This window comes from Clostridia bacterium (genome assembly GCA_017438525.1).
Lineage (GTDB): Bacteria > Bacillota > Clostridia > Oscillospirales > RGIG8002 > RGIG8002.
Genome location: JAFRVI010000033.1, coordinates 17,573 through 42,600, shown reverse-complemented (window position 1 = coordinate 42,600; position 25,028 = coordinate 17,573). Strand labels below are relative to the sequence as shown.

Sequence of the window (25,028 nt, the reverse complement as noted above, 5' to 3'; positions counted from 1 at the left end):
GCCTCTTCGACGTCATAGAGATCCTCGTCCATAGCTTCTGCGTACTCGTTGAGGTCAAAGATGTCGTCCTTGACTTCTTCGATGTCCTCGGCGATGGTGTCGAGCGCGTCTATGATGGCCGCGAAGACCTTCGCTTCCTTGCTTTCCTTATCGAGATCGAGGCCTTCGATAAGTCCTTTGATATAAGCAATCTTTTCCTGAGAAGACATAATTATAACTCCTTTATTTTCAAGTATTGTAACCCTATAAAATCGAATCGTCAACCCTGGACGCGCTGCAGATATTCGCTCGTTCTGGTATCGATTTTGATCACGTCGCCCTCGTTGATGAACAGCGGGACCTTGATCGCCGCGCCGGTTTCGAGCGTAGCGGGCTTGGTGACGTTGGTGGCGGTGTCGCCCTTGACGCCGGGCTCTGTCTCGGTGACTTCGAGCTCAACGAACAGCGGCGGCTCGACGGAGAAAACGTTGCCCTTGTAGGAAACGATCTTGCAGACCATATTCTCCTTGACGAACTTGAAGTTGTCAGAGAGTATATTCTTGCTGATCGGAACCTGCTCATAGGTCTCGCCGTCCATGAAGTAGTAAAGGTCGCCGTCGTTGTAAAGATATTCCATATCCTTGCGCTCGACGTAGGCGTTTTCAAATTTCTCCGTGGGGTTGAAGCTGCGCTCGGTGACGGCGCCGGTGATGACGTTCTTCATCTTCGTGCGCACGAAAGCAGCGCCCTTGCCGGGCTTAACGTGCTGGAACTCAACGACCTGCATTACGTCGCCGTCCAGTTCAAAGGTTACGCCGTTTCTGAAATCTCCTGCTGAAAGCATTTGCATTCCTCCATAATCAGTATATTTTTATTTTAAGACATAAACTCGATAATTGCAAGATAATTTTTACATTATTTTGCTAATTAACGATTATTACAGCTCGTCAACGAGTTTTGCGACAAAACGGAGAATGTGAAGCGCGTCGGAAACAGTCACTTCACCGTCGCAGTCGACGTCGGCAACGATAAGCGCGTCGCCTTCGGGCTGATCCGCAAGACCAACGGCAACACGAAGCGCGGCAAGCGCGTCCGCTACGGTCACTTCGCCGTCTCCGTCAAGGTCTCCTTTGATTATCGAATCCTGATAAAGCTGCTCGACGGTTTCATAAGCTGCCGCGAGTTTTCCCGCGTCCGGAACGTAAGCGTCAAGGAACGTTTCGCTCTCGGCGTCGCACATCTTTTTGAGCGCGAGGACCTCTTCCCTGTCCTCAAGCGTCAGCGTTTCGGGAAGCGCGTTTATGCGGTTATTGATCTTAGTGTAGTAGGAAGTCTTGACTATGCTGTAGCCATCTGTTTCATTGCCGTAATGCGAATACTGGCCGATCCTCGAAATCACGCCTGTCGACTTGTTGAAAGCCCAGCCCTTGAACTTCAGCTTGCCCCCGTCGATCTCAAAGGTGTTATAAGTCGGCATATTGGGCTGAGCGGCACAGGCAACGGAAATAAGCGTCAGAAAGTTCGCGGGGTTCGGATTGTGATACTTACTGCCCGTCAGCGAGCCGCCGTTGCAGTAGGTCGTTCCCTGCGGATCCACGATGTAGGTATCTCCGGTGACGATATCGGTTATCGTCGTCGTGTTGCCGGGGGAAACATTTCTGCCGCCTTCCATAGAGCTCGTGCGGAGCCAGATGTGATCGTGCCCCTGCATCATGAAGTCTACTCCGTATTCGTCTATTATCGGCACGAGGATAGAACGGATTTCGACAGTTTCCGCCTCGTTTGTATGCACCGGATACGAATACATACCCTGGTGCTCGATTATAAATTTGAAGTCAGCGTCCTTGTGCTCTTCAAGGTCTCTTATGAGCCACGCGTATTCCTTATCGCGCATCGCCCTTCTGTTATTTGCCTCGGCTATATTGCCGTTAAGGATAATGAAGTGAGCGTTGCCGTAGTCAAACGAACAGTAACTTCCCCGTTCGCCGGTATCGGGGTCCGAAAGGAAGTGATTCGCAAGCCACATATCCCACCCCCAGCTGTCATGGTTGCCCATCGTCGGCGCAAGCGTCGAAGATCGGTAGAACGTCTGGTTTTTGTCATAGTACCAATCCCAGCAAGACTCATAGTTGCCGTGGTCGCTTTCGTCACCGCACACGACCATAAACTCCGCGCCGGTGGTGCGTTTCGCTTCATTAAAAGAATAACCGACCTGCCTGTACTGTCCGAACACCTTTTCGATCTGCGCTTCATCGGTGCTGTCGGTGTAAGACTGCGGATCTCCGCTCATCATGAACGAAAAGTGCGCGTCGCCGTCATCGGTACGCAAATAGCACGGTGAAGACCAAACACTATTCCCGTCGCCGTAACGGTACCAGTATTCAGTATCGGGCTCGAGGTCGTCGACGGTGACGTAGAAGCCGTAGGGTTTCTCGGCGTTCTTTATCCTGTCTTTTTTGCCGGTATAGGTTCTCGCATTGGTGAAATCGGGGTCGAGCTTGCCGTAAGGCACGACCTGAACCACAGCGGCAGCGAGGTCGTTTTTGGAAACCCAGCTCATGTTGCGCGTCGTGCAGGCGTCGCCGTTAAAGTTAACGTTGAAGTGAGCAAGCTGAGACTGCGCGGTGTTTTCAGAGCTGAACGGGAATATCATCGAATATCCGTATCCGGCGTCGGTCTCCGTCTTCACGCAGAAGCACATTCCGGGAACAACTTCGCCTTTATAATTCAAGGAAGCGTTGCCGGGCTTAGTCCGCGTTTTTGTAGTGCCGTACTGCGTGCTTTCGTCTACTTGCCCCACTGTTGCGTGACGTGTATAAATCCACTTATAAGCTGCGTCGGTCGGCAGAACGACTCTGTACCTGACGATGCCGTTCTCAGAATACTCAGCCGCGTTTATTTCCGCACATACCGATACCGAGCCGGCAGGGACACCCGTGCCGCTCACGACTCCGCATTCATCCATTTTAATATACTTATTCTCGGCAGGGCTCCATACTTGGAGTATTATCGAACCATTGGTATCCGTATCGTGGAGTTTGCCGTCATATCCTATGATGATGTTGCCAACGATACCCGAAACATCAGCTTCAAACGCCTGATAAGGATTCAAAGAGCGGTCATTCGTCCATGTAACGTAATAATCTCCGTCGGTGCCGGTCAGATGCGTTTCGGAAGGATCGGACTTTACGTTGTCTACGTCTCCGCCGTAGTAGGAAGAGAAACCGTAAACGTCAAGTCCGGTCGCCGCGAAAAAACTCACCTCCGTTGATACGTCTTTTTCGCAGTCGATATATGCTTGAATGAATGTAACAGAAGACGACATGAGCGCCTTGCCGTTAACGACCCTGACAAGCGCATCTGCGGAAGCGCTCATCGTGAAGCGTGTGAATCCGATTCCGGCAAACATAGCCAGGCATAGAACGATTGACAATGCTCTCATAGCACTTTTCTTTACACTCATTAGAATCACTCCTTTATGCGCATATTTGTTTCCATAATTATAACATACGCGCTGCGTCTTGTCAATCAAATACAATAACAAAGAGCGAAAATCGAGTCTTCTACCGCAAGATATTGGAAAATTTTCTGAAAATAATCGCTTATTTTGTAAAAAACACTCTTTACATTTCTATAACATAGAATTATAATAGTCAATATATAAGGCAGATTGTAAAAAGGACATTCTGCCAACTCCGGCAAAGGATGGTAAAACCTATGAGTGAAATCAAACCTATTTTTCTTCCCGATCTGGGAACCTTCAGCGCCGACGCGGGTCTCATCAGAATGGAACAGACCAGCGACGGACGCTACACCCGCGGCGTCAACGGCGTCGAGGAGATCGCCGCGACCGGCGACCGCAAGGTCGAGTTCGTTTCCTTCGGAAACCAGACTCTCGCCTGCGTCAAATCCGCGATCGCGTTCCCGGTCTATTATCCCGTTTACCCCGTATCCATCGAGCGCCCGCTGAAAGCGGTCCTTATGGACCTCGACGGAACCTCCGTCCGCAGCGAGGAGTTCTGGATCTGGATCATACAGCTTTCCGTCGCGAGTCTGCTCGGCAATCCGAAGTTCGAGCTCGAGGAGGCGGACCTCCCCTACGTTTCCGGCCACAGCGTTTCGGAACATCTGAAGTACTGCATCAACAAGTACTGCCCCGACAAGAAGCTCGAGGACGCGAGAAACTTCTACTTCGAGCATACTCACAGAGAGATGCAGGAGATCATGGAAGGCCGCGGCAGAGAAAACGCATTCGTCCCCACCCCCGGGCTCAAGGATTTCCTCTACGAGCTGAAGGATATGGGCGTCAAGATCGGCCTCGTAACCTCCGGCCTCTACGAAAAAGCGTGGCCCGAGATCCTCTCTGCGTTCAAGACGCTGAAGATGGGCGATCCGAAGGATTTCTACGACGCGATAATTTCCGCCGGCTTCCCGCTCCGCAAAGGCAGCGTCGGAACGCTCGGCGAGCTTTCGCCGAAGCCGCATCCGTGGCTCTACTCCGAGACCTGCGTCGTCGGTCTTAACATCCCCTTCGCCGAGCGCGCTCACGTCGTCGGCATCGAGGACAGCGGCGCCGGCGCCTGCTCCATCCGGCTCGCGAGCTACGCCACCATCGGCATTTCCGGAGGCAACATCGAATCCAGCGGCACTAAAGCGCTCTGCTCGCACTACACCGATTCCTTCGCCGAAATAATGAATATAATCAAAGGATAAGGAGAAACGAACATGGACAAGAATCAGAAGATCCAGTGCCACTTTATCCCCAACACCCATTGGGACAGAGAATGGCGCTACTCCGCCAGACGCACCCAGTTCATGCTGGGCCAGATGCTCGACCTGCTTTTCGACATCCTTGACAAGAATCCCGACTACAAGCACTTCCACCTCGACTCGCAGACGATGCCCGTCCAGGATTACCTCGAGGTATATCCGGAGAAGAAGGAAAGATTCCAGAAGTACGTCCGCGAAGGCCGCATAGCCATCGGCCCGTGGTTCTGCCTGCCGGACGAGTTCTGCGTCGGCGGCGAATCCCTTATCCGCAACCTGCTGCTCGGCCATAAGATCGGCAAGGAGATGGGCGCGGTCAGCAAGACCGGCTACTCCCCCTTCGGCTGGGGCCAGATCTCGCAGATGCCGCAGATCTACAGCGGCTTCGGGATCCGCTTCGCCTCCTTCTACCGCGGACTCAACCCCTACGTCGCGCCGAAGTCCGAATTCTTCTGGGAAGGCGCCGACGGCACGCGCATCTACGCCTCCCGTCTCGCCACCCGCCCGCGCTATAACGTCTGGTACGTCGTCCACCGCCCGGTGTACTTCAACGTAGACGACGTAAACAACCGCGTCTTCAAGTGGGACAGCACCAACGGCGTCTTCAAGTTCATCGACTCCGAGCGTCACCCGATGGATATGCAGTATACCCATCCTTTCTATAAATACTTCACCGAGAGAGTCGAGGAAGCCGGAAAGAACGCCCTTAAAGAGCAGGACGGCGAATGGACGACCAACCACCGCTTCTGGTCCGAGAGCCACGACTCCTCCTTCCCGGACGCCCGCGAAGTCAGGATGGTCAAGGACCTCAACGACAAGCTCCCCGAATGCGACGTTTTCTTCTCCTCCCTCAAGGAGTTCGAGGACGCGGTCATCGAGAACTTCGATCCCAAGTCCACGCTCATCAAGGGCGAGATGAGAAGGCCCTCCACCAAGGGCAGCGTTTCGCCGCTGATGGGCTGGGTCTGCTCCGCGAGAATGTATATCAAGCAGTCAAACTTCCGCACCGAGCGCGACTTAACCAACTACGCCGAGCCGCTCGCGGTCTTCGCCGCGCTCTGCGGAGCCGCGTATCCGAAGAACTTCATCGCGCTGGCTTATAACTACCTGCTCCAGAATCACGGACACGACAGCATCGGCGCCTGCAGCCGCGACGTCGTCGCGGACGACGTCATGGCGCGCTTCAAGCAGTCCCGCGAGATCAGCAGCTGCGTCTATGAGCGCGCGTTCATCGACGTCGCCGGCGACATCAAGCTCGAGGGCTTCTCCGAGGACGACAGCGCCATCGTCGTCTACAACCCCGCGCCCTTCAAGCGCACCGAGGTCGTTGAAGCGAGAGTCGAGCTGCGCCCCTGGCCGAAGAACGACAAGGGCCAGGCGTTCCACATCTACGACGAGGACGGCAAGGAGCTCGCATATCAGCTCGTTTCCACCAACCGCGCCAACGAGCAGGTCGTCCAGTTTATGCATGACTCGCCCAACGTCATCCCGACCGAGCAATATGAGATCCGCCTTGAAGTCGCCGATATCCCCGCGATGGGCTATAAGACGCTCAAGCTCGTGACCGTCAAGGCCGGCGAGAGAAAGACGACTCCCGAAACGATGCTCACCTCCCCGACCACGATGGAGAATGAATATCTCATCGTTTCGATGAACTCCAACGGCACGTTCAACGTCATCAACAAGGAGAACGGCAGAGAATACAAAAACCTCGGCTTCTTCAAGGATTCCTCCGAGATCGCCAATCCGTGGGAGCACTTCACGGTCGAGCAGGAAGAGGTCTTCACCACCCTCACCGAGACTCCGAAGGTCTCCGTCTATCGCAGCGGCAAGCTTGAAACGGCGTTCCGCGTAACGCTAGACTGGATGCTGCCCGAATCCCGCGGCGAAGGCGACAAGAAGAGAAGCCCGCACCTCGTGCCCGTTTCCATCGACAGCGTCATCACGCTGCATAAGGGCGCCAAGTACGTCGCCATAGAGACCACGGTCAACAACCGCGCCGAGGATCACTACCTGCAGGTCGGCTTCCCCACCGGCATAGTGAGCGACAGCGTCTATGCGCAGGGACAGTTCGATATCGTCAAGCGCCAGACCGCGAAGCTCGACTATTCGCTCTATGACGAGCTGCCGATGACCGAGCATCCTATGAACTCCTTCGTCACGATGCACGACGGCAAGGACGGCGTAGCGCTGCTCAACTTCGGCCTGAAAGCGTACGAAGTCGACGACGCCGACAAGGACCGCACGATGTACCTGACGCTGCTGCGCGCCTTCCCGCTGCGCATCTGCGTCTGCTCGATGCAGGATTACAGCCAGATCGACAAGGGCTCCCAGTGCCTCGGCAAGCACACCTTCAAATACGCCTTCTACCCCTACACCGGCGATTACGAGAAGGCGAAGGTATGGCAGATGTCCGAGCGTTTCACCCTCGATCCTTCGCTCGCGCAGATCGCGCCGAAGGACGGCGGCAAGAACCCGATGACGCACTCCTTCCTCGAGCTGAAGGAAGAGAACCTCAACGTCAGCGCCGTAAAACAGAGCGAGGACGAGGAGGGCTACGTCGTCAGACTCTTCAACTACTCCGACAAGACGATCAAGAACGCCATCCGGCTCAACAAGGGGCGCGCGCCGATCGAAGCGCCGCAGTCCCCCTGCGAGAGAGAGGCGGCGGAGTGGTATCTGCCCCCCTACGACGGCAGGATGTGGAGCAAGTGCAGCGTCGTAACGCTCGAAGAACTTCCCGAATCCGAGCTTGCGATCGGCAAGGACGGCTTCGTCGATTTCGAGATCGCGCCGAAGAAGATCCTCACGCTCAAGTTTGTGAGATAAAACGAAAAGATACGAAAAAAGCCGCTGCTCAATCGAGCAGCGGCTTTTTTGCGGAAGCGAGTATCGTTAATCGGCTTTACCAAAGTATTTATCCAATTCGTAAACTGCCTCATTTTCCCACGTCTGTTCGCTTAACTTAACGCCCGTGAATACGATCTGCCGTTTTTCGGTATCATAAACGTAATATCGCTCGTCCGTCCGGCAAACAATCCCGACGCTATCGCCGAAATATATCTGCTTCAATCCGTCAAACTTCTGCCTGAACACTTCAGAGCCGTCATCAACGGAAACGCCGACGAGTTCTTCTCCCGCCATATAACACGCTGCCTTGCCGTTCGTTGCGAAACAAGACGCGTCAGCGGGAACATCTCCGAGATAGGTGATTTTGCCTTCAGGCACGTCGGCAATATTCGGAAAGCGAATAAGTTTGCAGTCCTTCGTTATCGCAACAAACTCCGTACCAAAGCCGCCGAACTCCCTGATAGGTCTGTCGAGTATTCTTTCGGCAACTTTGGACGAGTTGGTTATCCTGTAAAAATAGTCCAAAATGCCGAAGCCGCCCAGCCATTCTTTCAGAATTTCGCTGCCGTCGTAGATATAATAGCTGTAAGTCCCGCTGTCAACGCTCTGCGGAACAGTCGGATCGAACGGAAGCGCGCTCCCACCCTGCGAAGAGCTTTCGACGGTTTCGCTTTGAGCGTCGCTCGGCTTCGCGCAGGCGGTCAAAAGCGGCACCGCAAGCGCGAAAATAAGGATTATCGCTGTAAGCTTTTTCATTGTCGTTACCTCCGTAAACAGAGTTGTATGTATAATGTCAGAAAGCATTTGTTTCCCATCACAATCGTATTATATCACATAATAAGGAAAAAAACGGTTACAAATTAGTTACAGTTTTGTAACCTTTTTGTTACTTTTAAGGCGTTTTTGTAACTCTTTGTAACTTTTCGCGGCGTTCCTGGTATTATCAAAGCTGTTTTGACGCATAAATACGGCGTTTGTTTTTCCTAATAATTATTTCACTTGAATTATTCGGATACCTGTGGTATAATTCCGGTATCGTTGTGAAAGAGAGTGATACGATTGAGAATTATCATCGTCGGCTGCGGCAAGATCGGCACGGCTATCATTTCCAGTCTCGTCGCCGAAGGACACGACGTCGTCGCTGTCGATATGGATCCAGCCGTCACCGAAAACATCGGCAATATATACGACGTTATTTCCGTCTGCGGAAACGGCACGGACTTCGAGACTCTTACCGAAGCCGGCGTTGAGAAGGCGGAGCTTTTCGTTTCCGTTACGGGCGCAGACGAAACGAATATGCTCAGCTGCTTTTTCGCCCAGCGCATGGGCGCAAAGCACACCATTGCGCGTATCCGCAACCCCGAATACAATGACAAGAGCATGATCTTCGTCCGCCAGCACCTCGGCCTCGCCGCATCGATCAACCCCGACTGGCTCGCCGCGCAGGAAATATTCAGAATACTCAAGCTCCCCGCGGCGGTCAACGTCGAGACCTTCTCCGGCGGCAACCTCGAAATGGTCGAGATGAAACTGAAGGCGGGCTCCCCTCTCGACGGTGTTGCACTCCATGACCTGCGCCGCAAGTTCCCGGCGAAGTTCCTTATCTGCGCCGTCCAGCGCGAAGGCAAGGTCTATATCCCCGACGGCAGCTTCGTTCTGCAGAGCGGCGACAGGATCGGCCTCACCGCGCCGCCCGCCGAAATAATCAAGCTTTTGAAGATGATGGACGTCGTCAGCCGCCAGACGCGAAGCAGTCTTATACTCGGCGCGAGCCGAATCTCTTTCTACCTCGCTAAGCGTCTGCTCTCCGGCGGAAGCAACGTCACGGTCATAGACAAGGACGAAAAACGCTGCCGCGAATTTTCCTCAAAGCTGCCGGCCGCTACGATGATCGTCGGCGACGGCGCCGAGCAGGAGCTTCTCATCGAAGAAGGCATCGACCGCGTCGACGCGTTCCTCGCGCTGACCGGCATGGACGAAGAGAACATACTCATCTCCATTTTCGCCGGCTCGCGCAACGTGCCGAAGGTCATTTCCAAAGTCAACCGCGACGAGCTTTACGCTATGGCGCAGAACCTCGGGCTCGACAGCGTCATCTCGCCTAAACGCATCGTTTCGGATATAGTTTCGCGCTACGCCCGTGCGCTGCAAAACTCCCTCGGCAGCAACGTCGAGACGCTTTACAAACTGATGGACGGCAGCGTCGAGGCGATCGAGTTCAAGGTCGGCGCCGATTTCAGGGGCGTCAAAACCGCGCTCAAGGATCTTAAGCTGAAACCCGGCATCCTCATCGCCGGAATAATTAAAGGACGCAAGGCGATGATCCCCACCGGCGACGATATGATCCTTTCCGGCGACAGAGTCGTAGTTATCGTTTCCGGCAAGAAGCTTTTCGACCTTTCGGACATCCTCGCGTAACAGCGCGGCGGATAATCAGTTTTTATGATCGGAGTACCGTTATGAGCGGAGGGCTATTCAAAAAGAAACCGTCTTCCTTCCAAATCATTATATTCGGGTTTATATGCCTGATCCTCGTCGGGACCGCCCTGCTGACGCTTCCCATGGCGACGAACGGCGAAGGCGGCGCGCGCTTTGAAGACGCGCTCTTCACCTCCACCTCCGCCGCATGCGTCACCGGACTCGTTACTCAGGACACCGCGAGCTTCTGGTCGCCTTTCGGGCAGGCCGTGATCCTCGTGCTGATACAGATAGGCGGACTCGGCGTCATATCCGTCGCCGCGTTTATCGCGATGATTTCCGGCAGGAAGATTTCCCTTCTGCAGCGCAGTATGCTCCAGGACAGCATTTCCGCGCACCAGATAGGCGGCATCGTAAGGATGACGAGCTTCATCTTCAAGACCGCGCTGATATTCGAGGTTGCCGGCGCGCTGGTGCTGCTGCCAAGCTTCTGCACGCAGTACGGCGCCGCGGGTATATGGATGTCGTTCTTCCATTCGATCTCTGCCTTCTGCAACGCCGGTTTCGATATTATGGGAGCGCGGACCGGACAGTTCTCTTCACTGACGTCGTTCGGAAGCAATCCCGGCGTAGTCATCCCTCTGTCGCTGTTGATTATCATAGGCGGCATCGGCTTCCTGACGTGGGACGATATTTACACGCACAAGCATCACTTTAAGAGATACAGAACTCAGACGAAGGTCGTTCTCGTTACCTCTGCCCTGCTGATATTTATCCCCGCCGTGATACTGTTCTTCGGCGAATACGCCGATCATCCGATGGGCGACCGCATTTGTCTGTCGCTTTTCCAGGCGATAACGCCGAGGACCGCGGGCTTCAACACCGCCGACCTTACCGCGCTCACGAGCGCCGGACGTATGCTGATCATCGTACTTATGATCATCGGCGGCTCGCCCGGTTCGACTGCCGGCGGTATGAAAACAACAACGCTCGCGGTACTGTGCTCAAGCTCGGTTTCTGTTATCCGCAGAAAGAAAAGCCCGGAAATGTTCGGCAGGCGCATCGAGGACAGCACGGTCAAAAGCGCCGCCGCGCTGCTGATAATGTATTTGTTCCTCGCGCTTACCGGAGCCGCAGCGATCAGTATTATTGACAGTCTGCCGCTCGGCGCTTGTATTTTTGAAACCGCGTCGGCAATCGGTACGGTCGGCCTGACGCTCGGCATAACCCCCGCGCTCAGTTTTGCGTCGCATATGATCCTTATACTGCTGATGTTCTTCGGTCGTGTGGGCGGATTGACGCTGATGTACGCCGCCGTCAACAGCAAAGGCGGAGACGTTTCGCAGCGTCCGGTCGGAAGGATCAGCGTCGGCTGATCAACAACAAGGAGATGTTATTATGAAATCTATTCTGTTAATAGGCCTCAGCAATTTCGGCCGCCTGGTCGCGAAACAGCTCAGCGAGCTCGGTCACGAGGTGCTCGCTATCGATCGCGACGAGGAGCGCGTGAACGCCGTTCTCCCCTACGTCACCGACGCGCAGATCGGCGACAGCACGAACGAGGTGTTCCTCGAATCTCTCGGCATCAACAACTTCGACGTATGCATCGTGGCTATCGGGAACGATTTCCAAAGCTCCCTCGAAACGACTTCTCTGCTCAAAGAGTTGGGGGGCAAACTCGTCGTTTCCCGCGCGGACAGAGAGGTGCAGGCGAAGTTCCTGCTGCGCAACGGCGCCGACGAAGTCATCAATCCCGAAAAGCAGATCGCCGAATGGGCGGCTATCCGCTACTCCTCAGATCACATCCTCGACTACATACGGCTTGACGAAGAACACGCCATATTCGAAGTCACGGTTCCTAAAGACTGGATCGGCAAATCCGTCGGTCAGATTGATATCCGCAAAAAGTACGGCATAAATATCCTCGCCGTCAAGAATAACGGCGACATGAATCTTTCCGTCACTCCCGAGACGGTCCTCAACGAGCACAAGACAATGCTTGTCCTCGGCGACCGCAAGGCACTCCAGAAGTGCTTCAAAATCTAAACGATAACACGTTTTCCCAAAAGGTGAAAACAATCATGAGGTGCGTTCGGTTATGAATCGCAAAATGGTATTCAATACCCTCGGCAGAATGTCGCTCGCGTGCGCGGCATGTCTTCTGCTCCCCGCAGTCGTTTCATTGATATACGGCGAGCAGAAGTCCATGCAGTCTTTTATCGTCGTTTCGGCGGGTGCTGCGTTGCTCGGCTTTTTGCTGCTTTTGATATTCAAATCGAAAAACCACGTAATCTATGCCAAAGAGGGTTTCGCCATCGCGGCGCTGAGCTGGATAGGAATGTCCGCCATAGGCGCTCTCCCCTTTGTCATAAGCGGCGCCATACCGAACTATGTCAACGCGTTTTTTGAAACGGTCAGCGGATTTACGACCACCGGCGCCTCCATTCTCGAAGACGTCGAAACGCTCTCACACGGAATGCACTTCTGGCGAAGCTTCACCCACTGGCTCGGCGGTATGGGCGTTATAGTGCTCCTCATGGCTGTCGTGCGCAACGTTTCCGACCGCTCGATACATCTGATGCGTGCGGAAATGCCCGGCCCCGCCGTAGGCAAGCTCGTGCCGAAGGCACGCGACACAGCTAAAATACTGTATTATATCTACATAGTGCTCACACTTACCGAGGTCGCATTCCTCTGGGCAGGCGACATGAATCTTTTTGAGGCGCTCGTCCACACGTTCGGCACCGCCGGCACAGGCGGATTCAGCATAAAGAACGCTTCGATCGGCGCATACAGCTCATATTCACAGATTGTCGTAACCGTCTTCATGCTGATGTTCGGTATAAACTTCAACCTCTATTACCTGCTGCTGATGCGCAAACTCCGTGCGGTACTGAAAAGCTCGGAGCTGCAGCTGTATCTTTCTCTCTTTGTCATCGGCGCTGCGATAATCACCTGGAACATCAGCTCGCTGTATGCCACGCTCGGCGAAGCGATCAAGGACTCGACGTTCTCGGTGTCATCGATCATCACCACCACCGGTTATACTACGACAGATATGAACGCGTGGCCTTCACTTTCAAAAGGCATTCTGCTGGTGCTGATGTGTATCGGCAGCTGCGCGGGTTCGACGGCCGGCGGCATTAAAGTCTCGCGAGTCATACTGATTTTTAAGCAGATAACGCGCGAAGTCAGACACATGCTCCATCCGCGTTCCGTAAACGCTATTAAATTTGAGGAAAAAGACGTCGACGAAGCGACGCAGAAGAGCGTAACGATTTACCTCGCGTTTTACGTTTTGTGTCTCATCACGGCATTCCTTCTGATCTCGTGGGAGCGTTTCGGGTTTGAAACGAATCTGACGGCAACGATATCCTGCTTTAACAATATCGGCCCGTTCTTCGGAACGCAGTCCTGTTACGCGAACTACTCGGCGTTCTCGAAGATAGTTCTCTCGGCTATGATGATGCTCGGAAGACTTGAGATATTCCCGTTGATAATCGGACTTTCACCGGCTACGTGGAAAAAATAAGAACGGCACATACGACAAAACACCCTCGGGAATTGAAATCCCCGAGGGTGTTATTATTTATACTCACTTTTGTTTAGCGGTTTCCGCGACCGCGAGAGCGTCGCACCGCTCGTTTTCCGGGTGGCCGTTGTGGCCGCGGATCCAGACGAATTCGACGTCGTGCGTTTCGAGAAGCGGGAGCAGTTTTTGCCAAAGGTCGACGTTCAGTGCCGGTTTCCCGTCCGCTTTGCGCCAATTCTTTGCCTGCCAAGAGTAGACCCATCGCTGCCCGACGGCGTTGGCAACGTACTGCGAATCCGTCGTAAGCGTTACCCTGCACGGTTTTTTCAGCACGGAGAGCGCCTCAATGACTGCGGTCAGCTCCATACGGTTGTTCGTCGTTTCCTTTTCGCCGCCGGCGAGCTCCTTTTCCCTGTCGTTATACCGCAGGACAGCTCCCCATCCGCCCGCGCCCGGATTTCCGGAGCAGGCGCCGTCGGTGAATATTTCAACGTGCGGACGCGTCATTTCCATAGATGCAGTCTTCCCGCGTCGTGCTCGCTTTTAAGCAGTATGACCGACAGCGGCAGCACGAACACGCCGATTATTCCGAAGAGTTTAAGCCCAAGGTACAGCGCGAGCAGAGCGACGAACGGATGTATCCCGACCTGTTTACCTATCAACTTCGGCTCGATGAGGTTTCTGACGAAGGTCAGCACCACGTAAGCGACTATAAGCGCGATGCCGAACCAGACATCTCCGCCGATAATGCTGATTATCGACCACGGAATGAAAACGATGCCGAGTCCCAATACCGGCAGCAGATCAACCAGCGCGATCAGGAAAGAAATCAGCACCGCATGATCCACCTTCAGTATCAAGAACAATCCCATCATTGCAACAAAGTAGAAAGCAAAAATAATCGCATAAGTCTTGATGTAGCCCCAGACCGTCGTCTTCATAAACACCTTGACGTTCAGCATCGTCTTTTGATACCGCGGCGAAAGCTGTCGCATCACGAACGCTCTAATGCGGACGTAATCCGCGCTGAGCAGCACTGTCGCGACTACCATAATAAAGAATCCGAATAGGAACGCCGACGCGTTGGATACTATGCCGGACACTATATTCTGCACGTCCAGCGTCTCCGACAGGGATTTCGTCATGTTCGAAACAAGTTTGTTAAAATCAAACGCATCGCGCAAGACTGTCGGAAGAGCTATCCTGTCAAGGAAAGCTTCGTAAGAAGCGATTATCTTTTCCCACTTCTCCGGCAAGCTTTTTACAAGCTGGCTGATATCTTTAACGAGATCGGTCGCCTCGCTGAGAACGACGGTTATCAGAAAGTAAAACAGGAGAACTATCAATCCGATCGCAAGTATCACTATTATCGGACCGCCGATCTTGCGCGGGATCTTGAACTTGCGCTCGCAGAAATTAACAAGCGGATTCGTGATAAGCACGATGAACAGCGCGAAGATGAACGGCATAAACAATCCCGGCAGATATCGCAGACCGAAATATGCCAGCACAACGCAAACCGCTATAAATGCGATATTGATTAAAAACTTGACTTTTCGGTTTTCGGCCAGTGACGTCATGGATTCACATCCTTTCGCTTTATATATTATTATACACGCATGACGAGGCAATTACAACACAAAAATGTCAAAATATGGCTGAAATTTTAAGGTAAGTTTTTATTATTTACCGTATTCGCCTTCGGATATCGGTCCGATATCCGTATAATTCTCCGGAACTGCTCCGACGATGACGGTTTCCGCGAGATTGAATGCACACGTCGATTGCGTATCGACGCGATAAGTCGCCGCGAGAATCGTGAAGCTGACGACGACCTTCATGGTGATGCGGTGGAGTGTCTGGTTAATCCCGGCGGAAACGAATTCACTCGCAAAGTCGACGTCGACCGTGCCGACGGAATCGAGTATTACTTTCATCGAAACTCCCCTGCCCGCGAAAAGCTCGCCCACGAGACTGCCGAGCGACACCTTCACGCTTGACGCCGGATTTTCGCCGAGTTCGTCCGCGACAGCGTCTCCGACCGCAAGCCGAAGCGCGTTCTGCTTCGCCGCGTCCGCGTGGAGCGACACTGCCTTGCCGTCGGCGTAAGTCACTGTGACCACATCGCTGTACGCCGGTTTATCCTCTGCAAACACACGAACGACGCCTCTGGTTATTGCATCGGCGCCGAGCCGCTTGCCCTCCATCTCTGCAAGCGACGCAATATACGGGCGCAGCCGCGCGCGGAGAAACATCAGCGCGGCGGCGGTCAGCGCGACATACAACACTATCCTTATGCGCCTGCGGCGTTTCTTCATATTCTCGCCCCCTCGCCTCATTTTATGAAGCGAAAAGCGGCTTGTTTCCGAATAATCGAAGCGTATATGAGGGAAAAATACGCACGGGAGGCGGAAAAATGCTCGTTTCTTTTATACGCACGATAACTATATACGCCCTGCTGATGCTCGCGATGCGGCTTATGGGCAAGCGACAGCTCGGAGATCTTCAGCCGGGCGAGCTGATAATCACGATAATTATTTCCGACCTCGCCGCAATACCGATAACGAACACCGGTATACCGCTTTTGCAGGGGCTGATACCGCTTATAACGCTCGTTATTTGCGAGCTTGCCGTTTCGGCGATAAGTCTGCGTTCAGCGGGATTCCGACGCCGCGCGCTCGGCTCGCCGATAGTCGTTATCGATAACGGTACAGTCGTACAGAATAATCTGCTTCGTCTGCGTTTCACTCTCGACGACCTGCTCGGAGAGGTACGCAACTGCGGCTGCGCCTCATTCGCAGACGTCGCTTTCGCGATAGTGGAAACGGACGGAAAGATCAGCGTTATCCCCGCGGATCCGTCGACTCCCCCTCCGAAAACACTGCCGAGAATGGTCGTCAGCGACGGGAAAATTGATGAAAACGAACTCAAAGCGGCCGGAGTTGACAAAAACGAACTGACTGCCGCGCTTAACGCGGAAAACTTCTCGCTCCGCGACGTGTTTTACTGCTTCTGCCTCGGAGGCGGAGAATTTGAGATAGTCGGAAGGGATGCGAAATGAAGCGTATTGTGATCGCGGTTCCTATACTGCTGGCGTTTATAATAAGCTCATCCCTCGCCTGCCTCTTTTTCCTACGCGGCACCGAGGCGGACGCCGACGTTTTTATTGAAAAAGTCGATAAGGCGGCGATGAGCGAGGATTACGCCGCTTGTCTGCAGACGCTCGATGAATTCGGCGACTTCTGGGACGATCGCGAGCCGTATTATCTGCTCTTCGTGCGGCATGAGGAAATGCACGACATAAAAATCGGCATCGAGCAAATGAAAGGATTTGCTCAATGCCGGGACAAAAGCGGTATTATAGGCGAACTGCGTATGCTGAAAGCGATGCTGGCGCATATCACCGAAAGCGAAACGCCGCTGCTGCGAAATATACTCTGATCATTTTATCAGCTTGACGAGAGAAATATAAACGTCGTGAGGATTCTTCAGGAAGTTGCGCTTCATATCCTCGGCGGTCATCTCGTCGCCCGCCTCAAGCTTGACGTTGAAGAGCTCCCTGCCCCCGAGAATGAAACGCATACGTACAAAGCAGCCCAGCTCGTGCGGCTCTATCGTGCAGATCGCCCTGCCGCCGCTTCTCGCGGCAAGCACGGCGGCGTATACTTTTTCGCATACGGCAAGCGGAAGATTCGCTCCGAGGAGACGGTCGGCGTTTTTGCCGTCTTCGGTTAAATAAAAAACTATCCTGCCGTCCTCGGTCTCCTTGCGGACATGACCGTTCTCACACAGATCGTTTATGGCTATCGCGTAATCAAAGTAATTGACGTAGCCGTCCGCGAGCATTCCGTCGGTAAGATCCGACATAGCTATCGGGTTGTCAAGTTCATTCAGGACGCGGCAAATCAATATTTTCACTTCGTTGATATTGCTGAGTCCACCGGGTTCAACTCTCATATTTATCACCAAACATATTTTAGCAAATCAAATACCGTATGTCAACCGCGTCGGCATAAGTTTCACCAAAGGAGGCAAAAATATCTTTGCGCGGGTATATTTTCAATGCGCGCTCAATATCTTTTACAAAAAGGGTGGTAACTATGCTGACAAACGCGGCGGAAAACGAGCTGACGCTCTTCGAACAGATTGAGGAAGCCAAAACCGAGCTCTCGCGGCTGTATTGCCGTTTCGACTACGAAAACGACCCGGACAGAATGGATGAGATAATCTTCCTTATCTGTGCCGCGGAAAGCAAATACGGCGCTCTGATGGAAAAGGCGCGCCGCAAGGCGAGCTGAATCGGAAAGGACATATTTATGAATACGTTTTGGACTGTCGTTGGTGCTTCGGCGCTGTTTGCGCTGTCGTTTTTTCTCACCGCCGCGGGCGGCTCGAAGAAGCGGCGCTTCTTCGCGGGAGGGCTCGGAGGTCTTTCCCTGCTCTGCGCGTTTAATCTCGCGGCGGGGCTGACCGGCATTTCAGTCGGACTCAATGCGATAAGCGTTTCGGCGTCCTTCCTGCTCGGTGCGCCGGGTACATTCGCGGTCGTCGCGGCGGAAATACTGCTGTGATCACTTCTCCAGCTTTCTGAGCAGCTTCATCTTCTTCTCCCCTTCTTTGCCCGAATACGGGTGTTCGCGGAGCGGAATGTTGAAGTGCGTTTTACCAGTCAGCACGGTCGAGGGATGCGTGAACTCGCGGAAGCCCCACTCCCCGTGGTAGGCGCCCATACCGGAATGTCCGGTGCCGTTGAACGGCACGCCCTTGACCATCATATGAATACACACTTCGTTGATGCAGCCGCCGCCGTACTGCTGAGTCGACATGACCTTATTCGCCCACTTCTTATCCGAAGTGAAAACGTACATAGAAAGCGGATGCTCGCGCTCCGCGATTATATCCATAATCCCGTCGACCTCGGCGTCCTTGAACGGAACGACCGGCAGCAGCGGGCAGAACAGCTCGTGCCGCACGATATCCTCGTCGGGCTTCACGGGGTAGATAAGCGTCGGTGAAAACCGGCGCGTTTCTTTATTTCCCGTGCCGCCGAAAACGATTCTGCCGGCGTATTCGTCGGTAAGCCGCACGCACTTGTCATAGACGGCGTCCGTGATGAGCTTCGGGTAGTCGGGATTATCCTCCGGCTTCTCGCCTATCTGGCGGACGAACTCTTTTTTGAGCTCCGCGAGGAACTCGTCGGCGACCTCCTCGGCAACGGCGATCTGGTTGACGTTAATGCAGATCTGCCCCGCGTTGCAGAGCTTGAAGAAGGCGATCTTGCGCGCGGCGTCCTTCAGGTCGGCGTCTTTGCGCACGACGCACCAGTTGCCCGTTTCGCCGCCGAGCTCGAGCGCGACGGACGTGAGATTCTCCGCCGCGGCGGAAAGCACGTGCTTCGCGACCGCGGGCGAACCGGTATAGAATATCTTGTCAAAGCGTTCGGCGAGGCACATATCCGCAACGTCGTGTCCGCCGTCAATAAGGGTGATGTAGTTCTCGGGGAAGGTGTCGGCAATAAGCTTCTGCAGCGCCTTCGTGCTCGCCGCGGACTTCGAGCTCGCCTTGACGACGGCGGTGTTGCCTCCGGCGATACTCGCCGCGAGCACGCCGAGCGTCAGCAGTATCGGGAAGTTGAACGGGCTGATTATCAGCGAAACGCCGTAAGGCATTTTATACACCGTCGTGCGCGTGCTCGGGAAGCACATAAGACCGCTGAAATGTTTTTCGGGCTTCGCCCACTTTTTCACTCCGCGTATGATTTCGTTGATTTCGACGATAACGGGGCCGACGTCGCACAGGTACGCCTCGACAGGGCTTCTGCCGAGGTCTTCGTAAAGCGCGGCAAGAAGCTCTTCTTTATGGTCGATCACGGCCTGCTTGAGCTTTTTGAGCTGCTCGATGCGCCACTTGACGTCGAGGGTTTCGCCGCCGCGGAAGTATTTGCGCTGCGCGGCTACTATCCCGCTTATCCTTTCCTGCGTATAAGCCATGTCATTCACCCCTCCCGATGCGGTCAAATATATTGTATTATAACATATCCAACTCGATATTTCAAGCACTGTGTAAGCGAACCCGTCACATTTGCAATCAAAACAAACGGATTATAAACAAATTCAAAAAAATGCGGCGTACGCCGCCGAAATATGCTATAATATGGCGAATACTCTTTCGGGAGAGAATTATGAGCGAAAACACCGTTACGTATAAATCCGCGCACGGCAGACGCAGAGCGCTTGTCGAAGCCGAGAAGCAGCTCAAAGCGCTTATCGGCGTTGATTCTCGTATAGAAAAAGAGGCCGCGCAAGCCGCGGAGGAGTATCTTGAGGAACTCCGCGCGCTCACGCTGTGGGAAACTCCGATTGAGCGACTGAACGAATACGCTTCCGGCATCAGAGTATCCGCGCTCAAAAAAGTCGGATACAAGAGCGTTTATCAACTCAAGGACGCGAGCGCCTCTTCCCTTACCCGAATAAATGGCGTCGGCAGCAAGAGCGCGGACGGGATAGTCCGAAGCGTCCGGCGGATAGTTAAAGACGTAAACGCTTCCACCCGCCTGCGCATCGACCCGAACAATAAATCCGCAAAGCAGGAAGCGCTGATACGCGCGCTCTATCTTTCACGCGAGCTGAAGCAGAACAGCGACGCAGCGAGCGCGCTTTATAAAAACAATCACGGCGATATTTCTCAGGCGCTGAGGGACACGCGTCCCGCTTCCAACCGCATAAGCTGGCTTTTCAGCTCCGCAGAAACAAAGCGGCGGGTCGGCGAATGCCTGCAAAAGGTCGATTTCTACACCGTAGGCGAATACGGCAACGAAATAAGCGAGCTGATAAGCGGCAGAAACCGCATACTTAAGGCGCGGCACGACGAGTACTGGAGCAGTTTCGCGCGGAACGCCGCCGGCTTCTACTCAACGCTCGACGCCATTCTGAGCGGCAGAAAGCAGGGCGAAGCTTCGGCGACGCGCCGCAAGTACCGCGATATCATCGAGAGGAACGGCCTGCCTAACGAGCTCGCCGTCGCGATCGAGAGCGTTCCGCTCGACCTGACAGGGCTGAAATGCACGCTCAGAGCGTATCAGTATTTCGGCGTTCAGTATATAATCAACCAGGGCGCCGTCCTGCTCGGCGACGATATGGGACTCGGCAAGACCGTCCAGGCGATCGCTGCGATGACCGCGATCGAAAACTCCGCCGAAGAAAAGGCGCGCTTCCTCGTCGTCTGCCCCGCCAGCGTCTTCGTCAACTGGTGCCGCGAAATAAACAAGCACAGCTCACTCGATCTCGTCGGTCTGCATGGGAAAGACCTTTTTGAGAATCTAGAAAAGTGGCAGAGCGAAGGCGGGGTCGGCGTCACCACCTACGAAACCGCGAACAAAATCGACCTCGAGGAAGGTTTACATTACTCGATGCTCGTGGTTGACGAAGCGCATTACATAAAGAATCCGTCCGCAAACCGCACCGTTTCGGTCCTTCGCCTCCGCGCGCACACCGACAGAGTTCTCTTCATGACAGGCACTTCGCTCGAGAACAACGTCGGCGAGATGTGCTTCCTCATTAAATCGCTGAAACCGGAGGTCGAACAGGAGGCGTCGAAATACGCAACGCTTGAACACGCGCTCCTCTTCAGACAGGCGATCTCGTCCGTCTACTTCCGCCGCACGAAGGAGGACGTGCTCGACGAGCTGCCCGAAAAGGTCGAGAAGGAAATGTGGTGCGAGCTGAACGACGCGGAGTCGGAGGCGTACTGCGCTTCCGTCATGAGCAAGAACTTTATGGATATGCGGCGCGTTTCGTGGAGCGCCGCCGATATCGGTGATTCCTCGAAGGCGGACCTTCTCCGCGACCTTTGCGAGCAGGCGGTCAGCGAGGGACGCAAGGTCATCGTTTTCTCCTTCTTTATCAGCACGATCGCCGCGGCGAAGGAGGTCGTCGGCGCGCCCGTCTTCGGCCCCATCGACGGCAGCGTTTCCGCGGAAAACAGGCAAAAGATCATCGACGATTTCACCAACTGCGAGACCGGCGCGGTGCTTCTCGCGCAGATACAGGCGGGCGGCACCGGCTTGAACATCCAGGCGGCGAGCGTCATCGTCTTCTGCGAGCCGCAGCTCAAGCCGTCGCTCGAAAGCCAGGCGGTCGGCAGAGCTTTCAGAATGGGACAGATCAACAAAGTTATGGTTTACCGGCTGCTCTGCGCCAACACCGTCGACGAGCAGATTGTCAATATACTTAAAGAAAAACAAAGGATGTTCGACAGCTTCGCTGCTGAGTCCGTTAGCGGTCAGGAAAGCTTAAAACTCACCGACAGCGACTACAACGCGATGATCGACGCGGAGTACGAGAGAATATCAAAAGCGAAAACGCAGCAGTAACACGCATACACAAAGAAGCCCCCCCGCTGTAGCGGGGGGCTTCTTTGTGGTGACCCATCGGAGATTCGAACTCCGGACACCTTGATTAAAAGTCAAGTGCTCTGCCAACTGAGCTAATGGGTCAAAACTCACACCACGATAGTATAACAACAGAGCGACGGTTTGTCAAGCATTTTTTGCGGCAGGATGACATCAAAAATGCCTGACAAACCGTTTGTTGCCGATTCTTTTATAAACAGTTGCTCTATCCCGTTTTAGAGCTGCCCTCAGATGTCGCCGAAGAGCTCGAATCCTCGCCTCCGCCGGAGCTGCTCTCTATGACAACATCTCCGGACATCGATTCCTCCGGCACGGATCCTTCACCGCCGGTTGCCTCCTCAGAGGAATTGCTTTCCGGATTCTCCTCGGGTTCCGGTTCGGGCGGTACGTACGGCTTCGTGCCCTTCCTGTACCAGCCGCCTCCGGATGCGTATACGCCGGACGGCGCCTTCGGGAAGCTCTTGGCGGGAAGCCCCTTGTGGATTTCCTCCATTACCTTCTTCCATATGGTAACTGACGGATTGGTGCGGAAACCCTTGACCGTGGTCGGAGAATCGAATCCGGTCCAGGCGGCAGCCACATAGTACGGAGTGTAACCGACGAACCAGCGGTCGCAGTCGTCGTTTGAAGTACCGGTCTTGCCGCCGATCTCAAACCCTTTGAATTTCGCCGGAGTACCGGTGCCGGAGTTGACGACGGTCTGAAGCAGTTTATTCATGATGAACGCCGTCTGCTCGCTGATTGCCTCAGTGATATTCGGGCGTTTCTCAAGGATGACGTTGCCGGCGGAGTCGACGACCTTCTCGTAGAAATACGGATCGGCGTGCATGCCGCCGCTTCCGAAAATCGTGTAGCCGGCGCAAAGCTCGAGTACGGAGATACCGTTAGTAAGCTGCCCGAGCGCAAGCGGCGCAAGCGCGATATCGGAAAGCGTCTTCCCGTCCCGCTTCTGCGAATCGATCAAACTGGTTATATGCAGCTTCGTTTTAAGGAATTCATAGGATACGGACGTTGTCACGTAATCCTTCATGACTCTGACCGCTATCGTATTGAGCGACTGCGCGATACCCTTCTGGACGGTTATCATCTCTCCGGACGGCGTGCCGCTTTGGTTTTTCGGCCATTTGCCGTCGATCGGAGAATCCTCGATTTCGAGATTCCAGACGAAGTCCTTGGAAGAATACTCGAACGCCGGACCGTAGACGCTCAGCGGCTTGATCGACGATCCCGGCGGACGCAGCGACTGCGTTGCGCGGTTTAGAACGCGGTTGCCGGTCTTCTCTCTGCCGCCTATTATGCCCCGAACTGCGCCGGAATAGTCCATAACCACCATCGCGGATTCGATATTCTCGCCGTATTTATTTGTCGCGTTGTTGAACTCCGTCTCGGAATACTTCTGCTCCATGATGTTCTGGATATCCTTATCCATGGTGCAGTAGATATTCAAACCGCCGGTGTAGACGATGTTCTGAGCGTGGCTCTTTTCATAGCCGTACTGCTCCATCAGGTCCTTTGTGACTTCTTCTATGACCTGATCGGTGAAGTAACTCTGAATGAATTCCGGCAGGTCGATATTCTTTCTGGGCAGGACCTCAAGCGTCGCTATCTCCGCTTTCGCCTCGGCGTGCTGCTGCGGACTGATATAGCCCTGCTGGAGCATCTGATCGAGAACGACGACGGCGCGGTCGCGGTTATTCTGAAGGTTAAGCTGCGGATTATACTTCGTCGGAGCGCGCGTTATGCCCGCTATGCTTGCGCATTCGGCAAGCGTGAGTTCGGAAACGTCCTTGTCAAAATACGAGTTTGCGGCGACCTGCACTCCGGTGTAAGTGCTTCCGAGGTTTATCCTGTTGAGATAGACCTCCAGGATCGTCTTTTTGGAGTACTTTTTCTCGAGGTAATTAGCGCGGACGATTTCCATTATTTTTCGCTTTATGGAGACTTCGTTATCGCCCGTAAGATTCTTGATAAGCTGCTGGTCTATAGTGGATCCGCCGTAGCGGCTGTCGGTGCCTGTAAAGGTGTTTAGTATCGCGCCGAACGTGCGCTTCCAGTCGACGCCGCTGTGTTCCCAGAAACGCTGGTCTTCAATCGCTATGAACGCGTTGACAAGGTTGTCGGGTATGTTCTCGAGGTCTACCCAGATGCAGTTTTCGTTGAGATAAAGCTTCTCTTCAACAACGGGTTGACCGGTAGCGTTGTCGGTATAATAAATCGTTGACGTATACGCGAGACTCAGGTTGTTAAGGTCAATGCCTATATCAGGGTTGATGAACTGAGTGATGTAAATAAGCACGGTCAGCGCGGTGAATACGCCGGTAAAAAAGAGTACCAAAAGAAACGTCCCCACGGTCCTGCCTACCCACTTGATGACCTTGCCGACTTTCGTTTCGCGGTAGGAGCGTCACTAAGCGCGCAGTTTTGAGAACGGTTTCGTGATGATTTTCCAAAAGGCCTTGATCTTATTCCAGACGTTTTTAAGGAATTGCTTCATTCGTCACAAGACCCCTTTCTACATCATTATTATAACACGATGACGCGGCAATTGAAAGACTTTTTTTCAATACGACTATTTTTCGTTATTCTGCGCAGAATAACGAAAGGCATATAGCAACGCTAACTTGCTTTATACAAAAGCATTGTCAACCATATATCGCAAACTTGTATACCGGAGGTTGTCGGATGAAAAATCGAATAATTATTTATTCTTTCCTCGCTGTTTCGGCGGTTCTTGCGATGCTCGCTCCGCAAATCGCGAAGCGGACGGCTCCCCTGCCGGACGGGTCGGCGCCGGAGATTTCGTCAGAATACGGATACGTTCTGCGCGAATACGAAGGCGTGATCGGCGTCTTCAAAGCGGGTGTCAGCGAACCGATCAGCGTAATCGAAGTCGATACGCGCACGCTGCCGGAAAGAGACAGGGCTGCGCTCATACTCGGCGTTTACGCCGCGGACGACGAGGAACTGAACCGCAGAATAGAGGACTATTCATCATAAACAGGCGGAAAGAATCAAATCGCGGACTTGCACGCAACGTCGGGCGGCGTCATATAATCTTCACGGGAGTGATGT

The 25,028-nt window shown here is 53.9% G+C and carries 22 protein-coding genes and 1 tRNA gene; 12 read left to right on the top strand and 11 right to left on the bottom strand.

The window, feature by feature from the left end:
* The 3 genes from IJL83_03595 to IJL83_03585 form a co-directional block, all read right to left on the bottom strand.
* Positions 1-209, bottom strand: a 209-nt coding sequence (locus IJL83_03595) for a hypothetical protein (GenBank protein ID MBQ6552682.1), incomplete at its 3' end; no start/stop codon positions are given.
* Positions 210-259: 50 nt separating this feature from the next.
* Complete coding sequence (gene efp / locus IJL83_03590; protein MBQ6552681.1) at positions 260-823, bottom strand: elongation factor P; 564 nt, start codon at positions 821-823, stop codon at positions 260-262.
* A 93-nt stretch (positions 824-916) separates the two neighbouring features.
* Complete coding sequence (locus tag IJL83_03585; GenBank protein MBQ6552680.1) at positions 917-3,421, bottom strand: metallophosphoesterase; 2,505 nt, start codon at positions 3,419-3,421, stop codon at positions 917-919.
* 344 nt (positions 3,422-3,765) lie between these two features.
* On the opposite strand from IJL83_03585, the gene IJL83_03580 reads away from it, so the two are divergent.
* Together IJL83_03580 and IJL83_03575 are read left to right on the top strand one after the other, a co-directional pair.
* Positions 3,766-4,692 carry an HAD family phosphatase gene (locus tag IJL83_03580; GenBank protein ID MBQ6552679.1) on the top strand — a complete coding sequence of 309 codons (927 nt, stop codon included), beginning with the start codon at positions 3,766-3,768 and terminating at the stop codon, positions 4,690-4,692.
* 12 nt (positions 4,693-4,704) lie between these two features.
* Complete coding sequence (locus IJL83_03575) at positions 4,705-7,575, top strand: hypothetical protein (protein ID MBQ6552678.1); 2,871 nt, start codon at positions 4,705-4,707, stop codon at positions 7,573-7,575.
* A gap of 66 nt (positions 7,576-7,641) precedes the next feature.
* Here the strand turns inward: IJL83_03575 and IJL83_03570 are convergent, their stop codons facing one another.
* Positions 7,642-8,352: a hypothetical protein gene (locus IJL83_03570; protein ID MBQ6552677.1), complete on the bottom strand. Its 711-nt coding sequence runs from the start codon at positions 8,350-8,352 to the stop codon at positions 7,642-7,644.
* Between the two features lie 303 nt (positions 8,353-8,655).
* On the opposite strand from IJL83_03570, the gene trkA reads away from it, so the two are divergent.
* The 4 genes from trkA to IJL83_03550 are packed head-to-tail and all read left to right on the top strand — an operon-like array spanning position 8,656 to position 13,546.
* A complete protein-coding gene (gene trkA, locus IJL83_03565) occupies positions 8,656-10,014 on the top strand; it encodes a Trk system potassium transporter TrkA (protein ID MBQ6552676.1) in 1,359 nt (452 codons plus the stop codon).
* 41 nt (positions 10,015-10,055) lie between these two features.
* Positions 10,056-11,390: a Trk family potassium uptake protein gene (locus IJL83_03560; protein ID MBQ6552675.1), complete on the top strand. Its 1,335-nt coding sequence runs from the start codon at positions 10,056-10,058 to the stop codon at positions 11,388-11,390.
* 22 nt (positions 11,391-11,412) lie between these two features.
* Positions 11,413-12,060: a TrkA family potassium uptake protein gene (locus tag IJL83_03555; GenBank protein MBQ6552674.1), complete on the top strand. Its 648-nt coding sequence runs from the start codon at positions 11,413-11,415 to the stop codon at positions 12,058-12,060.
* A 52-nt stretch (positions 12,061-12,112) separates the two neighbouring features.
* The gene (locus tag IJL83_03550) at positions 12,113-13,546 is read left to right on the top strand and encodes a TrkH family potassium uptake protein (GenBank protein MBQ6552673.1); all 1,434 of its coding nucleotides are present in this window, start codon (positions 12,113-12,115) and stop codon (positions 13,544-13,546) included.
* Between the two features lie 63 nt (positions 13,547-13,609).
* Here the strand turns inward: IJL83_03550 and rnhA are convergent, their stop codons facing one another.
* The 3 genes from rnhA to IJL83_03535 all read right to left on the bottom strand — a co-directional run bounded on the left by rnhA (position 13,610) and on the right by IJL83_03535 (position 15,864).
* Entirely contained in the window at positions 13,610-14,059 is a 450-nt protein-coding gene (rnhA, locus tag IJL83_03545; protein MBQ6552672.1) for a ribonuclease HI, read from the bottom strand.
* The gene (gene ytvI, locus IJL83_03540) at positions 14,050-15,057 is read right to left on the bottom strand and encodes a sporulation integral membrane protein YtvI (GenBank protein ID MBQ6552671.1); all 1,008 of its coding nucleotides are present in this window, start codon (positions 15,055-15,057) and stop codon (positions 14,050-14,052) included. Before ytvI ends, rnhA begins: the two co-directional genes overlap by 10 nt.
* Positions 15,058-15,228: 171 nt before the next feature.
* Positions 15,229-15,864, bottom strand: a complete 636-nt coding sequence (locus IJL83_03535; GenBank protein ID MBQ6552670.1) for a hypothetical protein — start codon at positions 15,862-15,864, stop codon at positions 15,229-15,231.
* Positions 15,865-15,962: 98 nt separating this feature from the next.
* Here IJL83_03535 and IJL83_03530 point away from each other — a divergent pair, with 98 nt between their 5' ends.
* Entirely contained in the window at positions 15,963-16,607 is a 645-nt protein-coding gene (locus IJL83_03530; GenBank protein MBQ6552669.1) for a DUF421 domain-containing protein, read from the top strand.
* Positions 16,604-16,987: a DUF4363 family protein gene (locus tag IJL83_03525; protein ID MBQ6552668.1), complete on the top strand. Its 384-nt coding sequence runs from the start codon at positions 16,604-16,606 to the stop codon at positions 16,985-16,987. Before IJL83_03530 ends, IJL83_03525 begins: the two co-directional genes overlap by 4 nt.
* Here the strand turns inward: IJL83_03525 and IJL83_03520 are convergent, their stop codons facing one another.
* Positions 16,988-17,503, bottom strand: coding sequence for a DUF4364 family protein (locus IJL83_03520; protein MBQ6552667.1), 516 nt, complete (start codon positions 17,501-17,503; stop codon positions 16,988-16,990).
* A gap of 143 nt (positions 17,504-17,646) precedes the next feature.
* Between IJL83_03520 and IJL83_03515 the strand changes: the two genes are divergently transcribed.
* On the top strand, positions 17,647-17,844 hold the full coding sequence (locus IJL83_03515) for a DUF2508 family protein (GenBank protein MBQ6552666.1): 198 nt from the start codon (positions 17,647-17,649) through the stop codon (positions 17,842-17,844).
* Positions 17,845-17,862: 18 nt separating this feature from the next.
* Positions 17,863-18,117, top strand: a complete 255-nt coding sequence (locus tag IJL83_03510) for a hypothetical protein (GenBank protein MBQ6552665.1) — start codon at positions 17,863-17,865, stop codon at positions 18,115-18,117.
* Here the strand turns inward: IJL83_03510 and IJL83_03505 are convergent, their stop codons facing one another.
* Positions 18,118-19,536, bottom strand: a complete 1,419-nt coding sequence (locus IJL83_03505) for an aldehyde dehydrogenase family protein (GenBank protein ID MBQ6552664.1) — start codon at positions 19,534-19,536, stop codon at positions 18,118-18,120.
* A gap of 191 nt (positions 19,537-19,727) precedes the next feature.
* Here IJL83_03505 and IJL83_03500 point away from each other — a divergent pair, with 191 nt between their 5' ends.
* The gene (locus IJL83_03500) at positions 19,728-21,917 is read left to right on the top strand and encodes a DEAD/DEAH box helicase (protein MBQ6552663.1); all 2,190 of its coding nucleotides are present in this window, start codon (positions 19,728-19,730) and stop codon (positions 21,915-21,917) included.
* A gap of 47 nt (positions 21,918-21,964) precedes the next feature.
* Here the strand turns inward: IJL83_03500 and IJL83_03495 are convergent.
* Positions 21,965-22,040: transfer RNA gene (locus IJL83_03495), tRNA-Lys, on the bottom strand.
* Positions 22,041-22,161: 121 nt separating this feature from the next.
* Positions 22,162-24,291, bottom strand: a complete 2,130-nt coding sequence (locus IJL83_03490) for a transglycosylase domain-containing protein (GenBank protein MBQ6552662.1) — start codon at positions 24,289-24,291, stop codon at positions 22,162-22,164.
* A gap of 347 nt (positions 24,292-24,638) precedes the next feature.
* Between IJL83_03490 and IJL83_03485 the strand changes: the two genes are divergently transcribed.
* The gene (locus IJL83_03485; protein MBQ6552661.1) at positions 24,639-24,953 is read left to right on the top strand and encodes a hypothetical protein; all 315 of its coding nucleotides are present in this window, start codon (positions 24,639-24,641) and stop codon (positions 24,951-24,953) included.
* Positions 24,954-25,028 lie beyond the last annotated feature (75 nt).

What these genes read in the sequence shown, in the direction of transcription:
- IJL83_03585 (MBQ6552680.1), bottom strand. Translation starts at nt 3,421, where the DNA reads ATGAGAGCATTGTCAATCGTTCTATGCCTGGCTATGTTTGCCGGAATC.
- IJL83_03505 (MBQ6552664.1), bottom strand. Translation starts at nt 19,536, where the DNA reads ATGGCTTATACGCAGGAAAGGATAAGCGGGATAGTAGCCGCGCAGCGC.
- IJL83_03560 (MBQ6552675.1), top strand. Translation starts at nt 10,056, where the DNA reads ATGAGCGGAGGGCTATTCAAAAAGAAACCGTCTTCCTTCCAAATCATT.
- IJL83_03520 (MBQ6552667.1), bottom strand. Translation starts at nt 17,503, where the DNA reads ATGAGAGTTGAACCCGGTGGACTCAGCAATATCAACGAAGTGAAAATA.
- IJL83_03570 (MBQ6552677.1), bottom strand. Translation starts at nt 8,352, where the DNA reads ATGAAAAAGCTTACAGCGATAATCCTTATTTTCGCGCTTGCGGTGCCG.
- IJL83_03575 (MBQ6552678.1), top strand. Translation starts at nt 4,705, where the DNA reads ATGGACAAGAATCAGAAGATCCAGTGCCACTTTATCCCCAACACCCAT.
- IJL83_03485 (MBQ6552661.1), top strand. Translation starts at nt 24,639, where the DNA reads ATGAAAAATCGAATAATTATTTATTCTTTCCTCGCTGTTTCGGCGGTT.
- IJL83_03510 (MBQ6552665.1), top strand. Translation starts at nt 17,863, where the DNA reads ATGAATACGTTTTGGACTGTCGTTGGTGCTTCGGCGCTGTTTGCGCTG.
- IJL83_03525 (MBQ6552668.1), top strand. Translation starts at nt 16,604, where the DNA reads ATGAAGCGTATTGTGATCGCGGTTCCTATACTGCTGGCGTTTATAATA.
- IJL83_03555 (MBQ6552674.1), top strand. Translation starts at nt 11,413, where the DNA reads ATGAAATCTATTCTGTTAATAGGCCTCAGCAATTTCGGCCGCCTGGTC.
- IJL83_03550 (MBQ6552673.1), top strand. Translation starts at nt 12,113, where the DNA reads ATGAATCGCAAAATGGTATTCAATACCCTCGGCAGAATGTCGCTCGCG.
- IJL83_03530 (MBQ6552669.1), top strand. Translation starts at nt 15,963, where the DNA reads ATGCTCGTTTCTTTTATACGCACGATAACTATATACGCCCTGCTGATG.
- IJL83_03500 (MBQ6552663.1), top strand. Translation starts at nt 19,728, where the DNA reads ATGAGCGAAAACACCGTTACGTATAAATCCGCGCACGGCAGACGCAGA.
- IJL83_03515 (MBQ6552666.1), top strand. Translation starts at nt 17,647, where the DNA reads ATGCTGACAAACGCGGCGGAAAACGAGCTGACGCTCTTCGAACAGATT.
- IJL83_03580 (MBQ6552679.1), top strand. Translation starts at nt 3,766, where the DNA reads ATGGAACAGACCAGCGACGGACGCTACACCCGCGGCGTCAACGGCGTC.
- IJL83_03535 (MBQ6552670.1), bottom strand. Translation starts at nt 15,864, where the DNA reads ATGAAGAAACGCCGCAGGCGCATAAGGATAGTGTTGTATGTCGCGCTG.
- efp (MBQ6552681.1), bottom strand. Translation starts at nt 823, where the DNA reads ATGCTTTCAGCAGGAGATTTCAGAAACGGCGTAACCTTTGAACTGGAC.
- rnhA (MBQ6552672.1), bottom strand. Translation starts at nt 14,059, where the DNA reads ATGGAAATGACGCGTCCGCACGTTGAAATATTCACCGACGGCGCCTGC.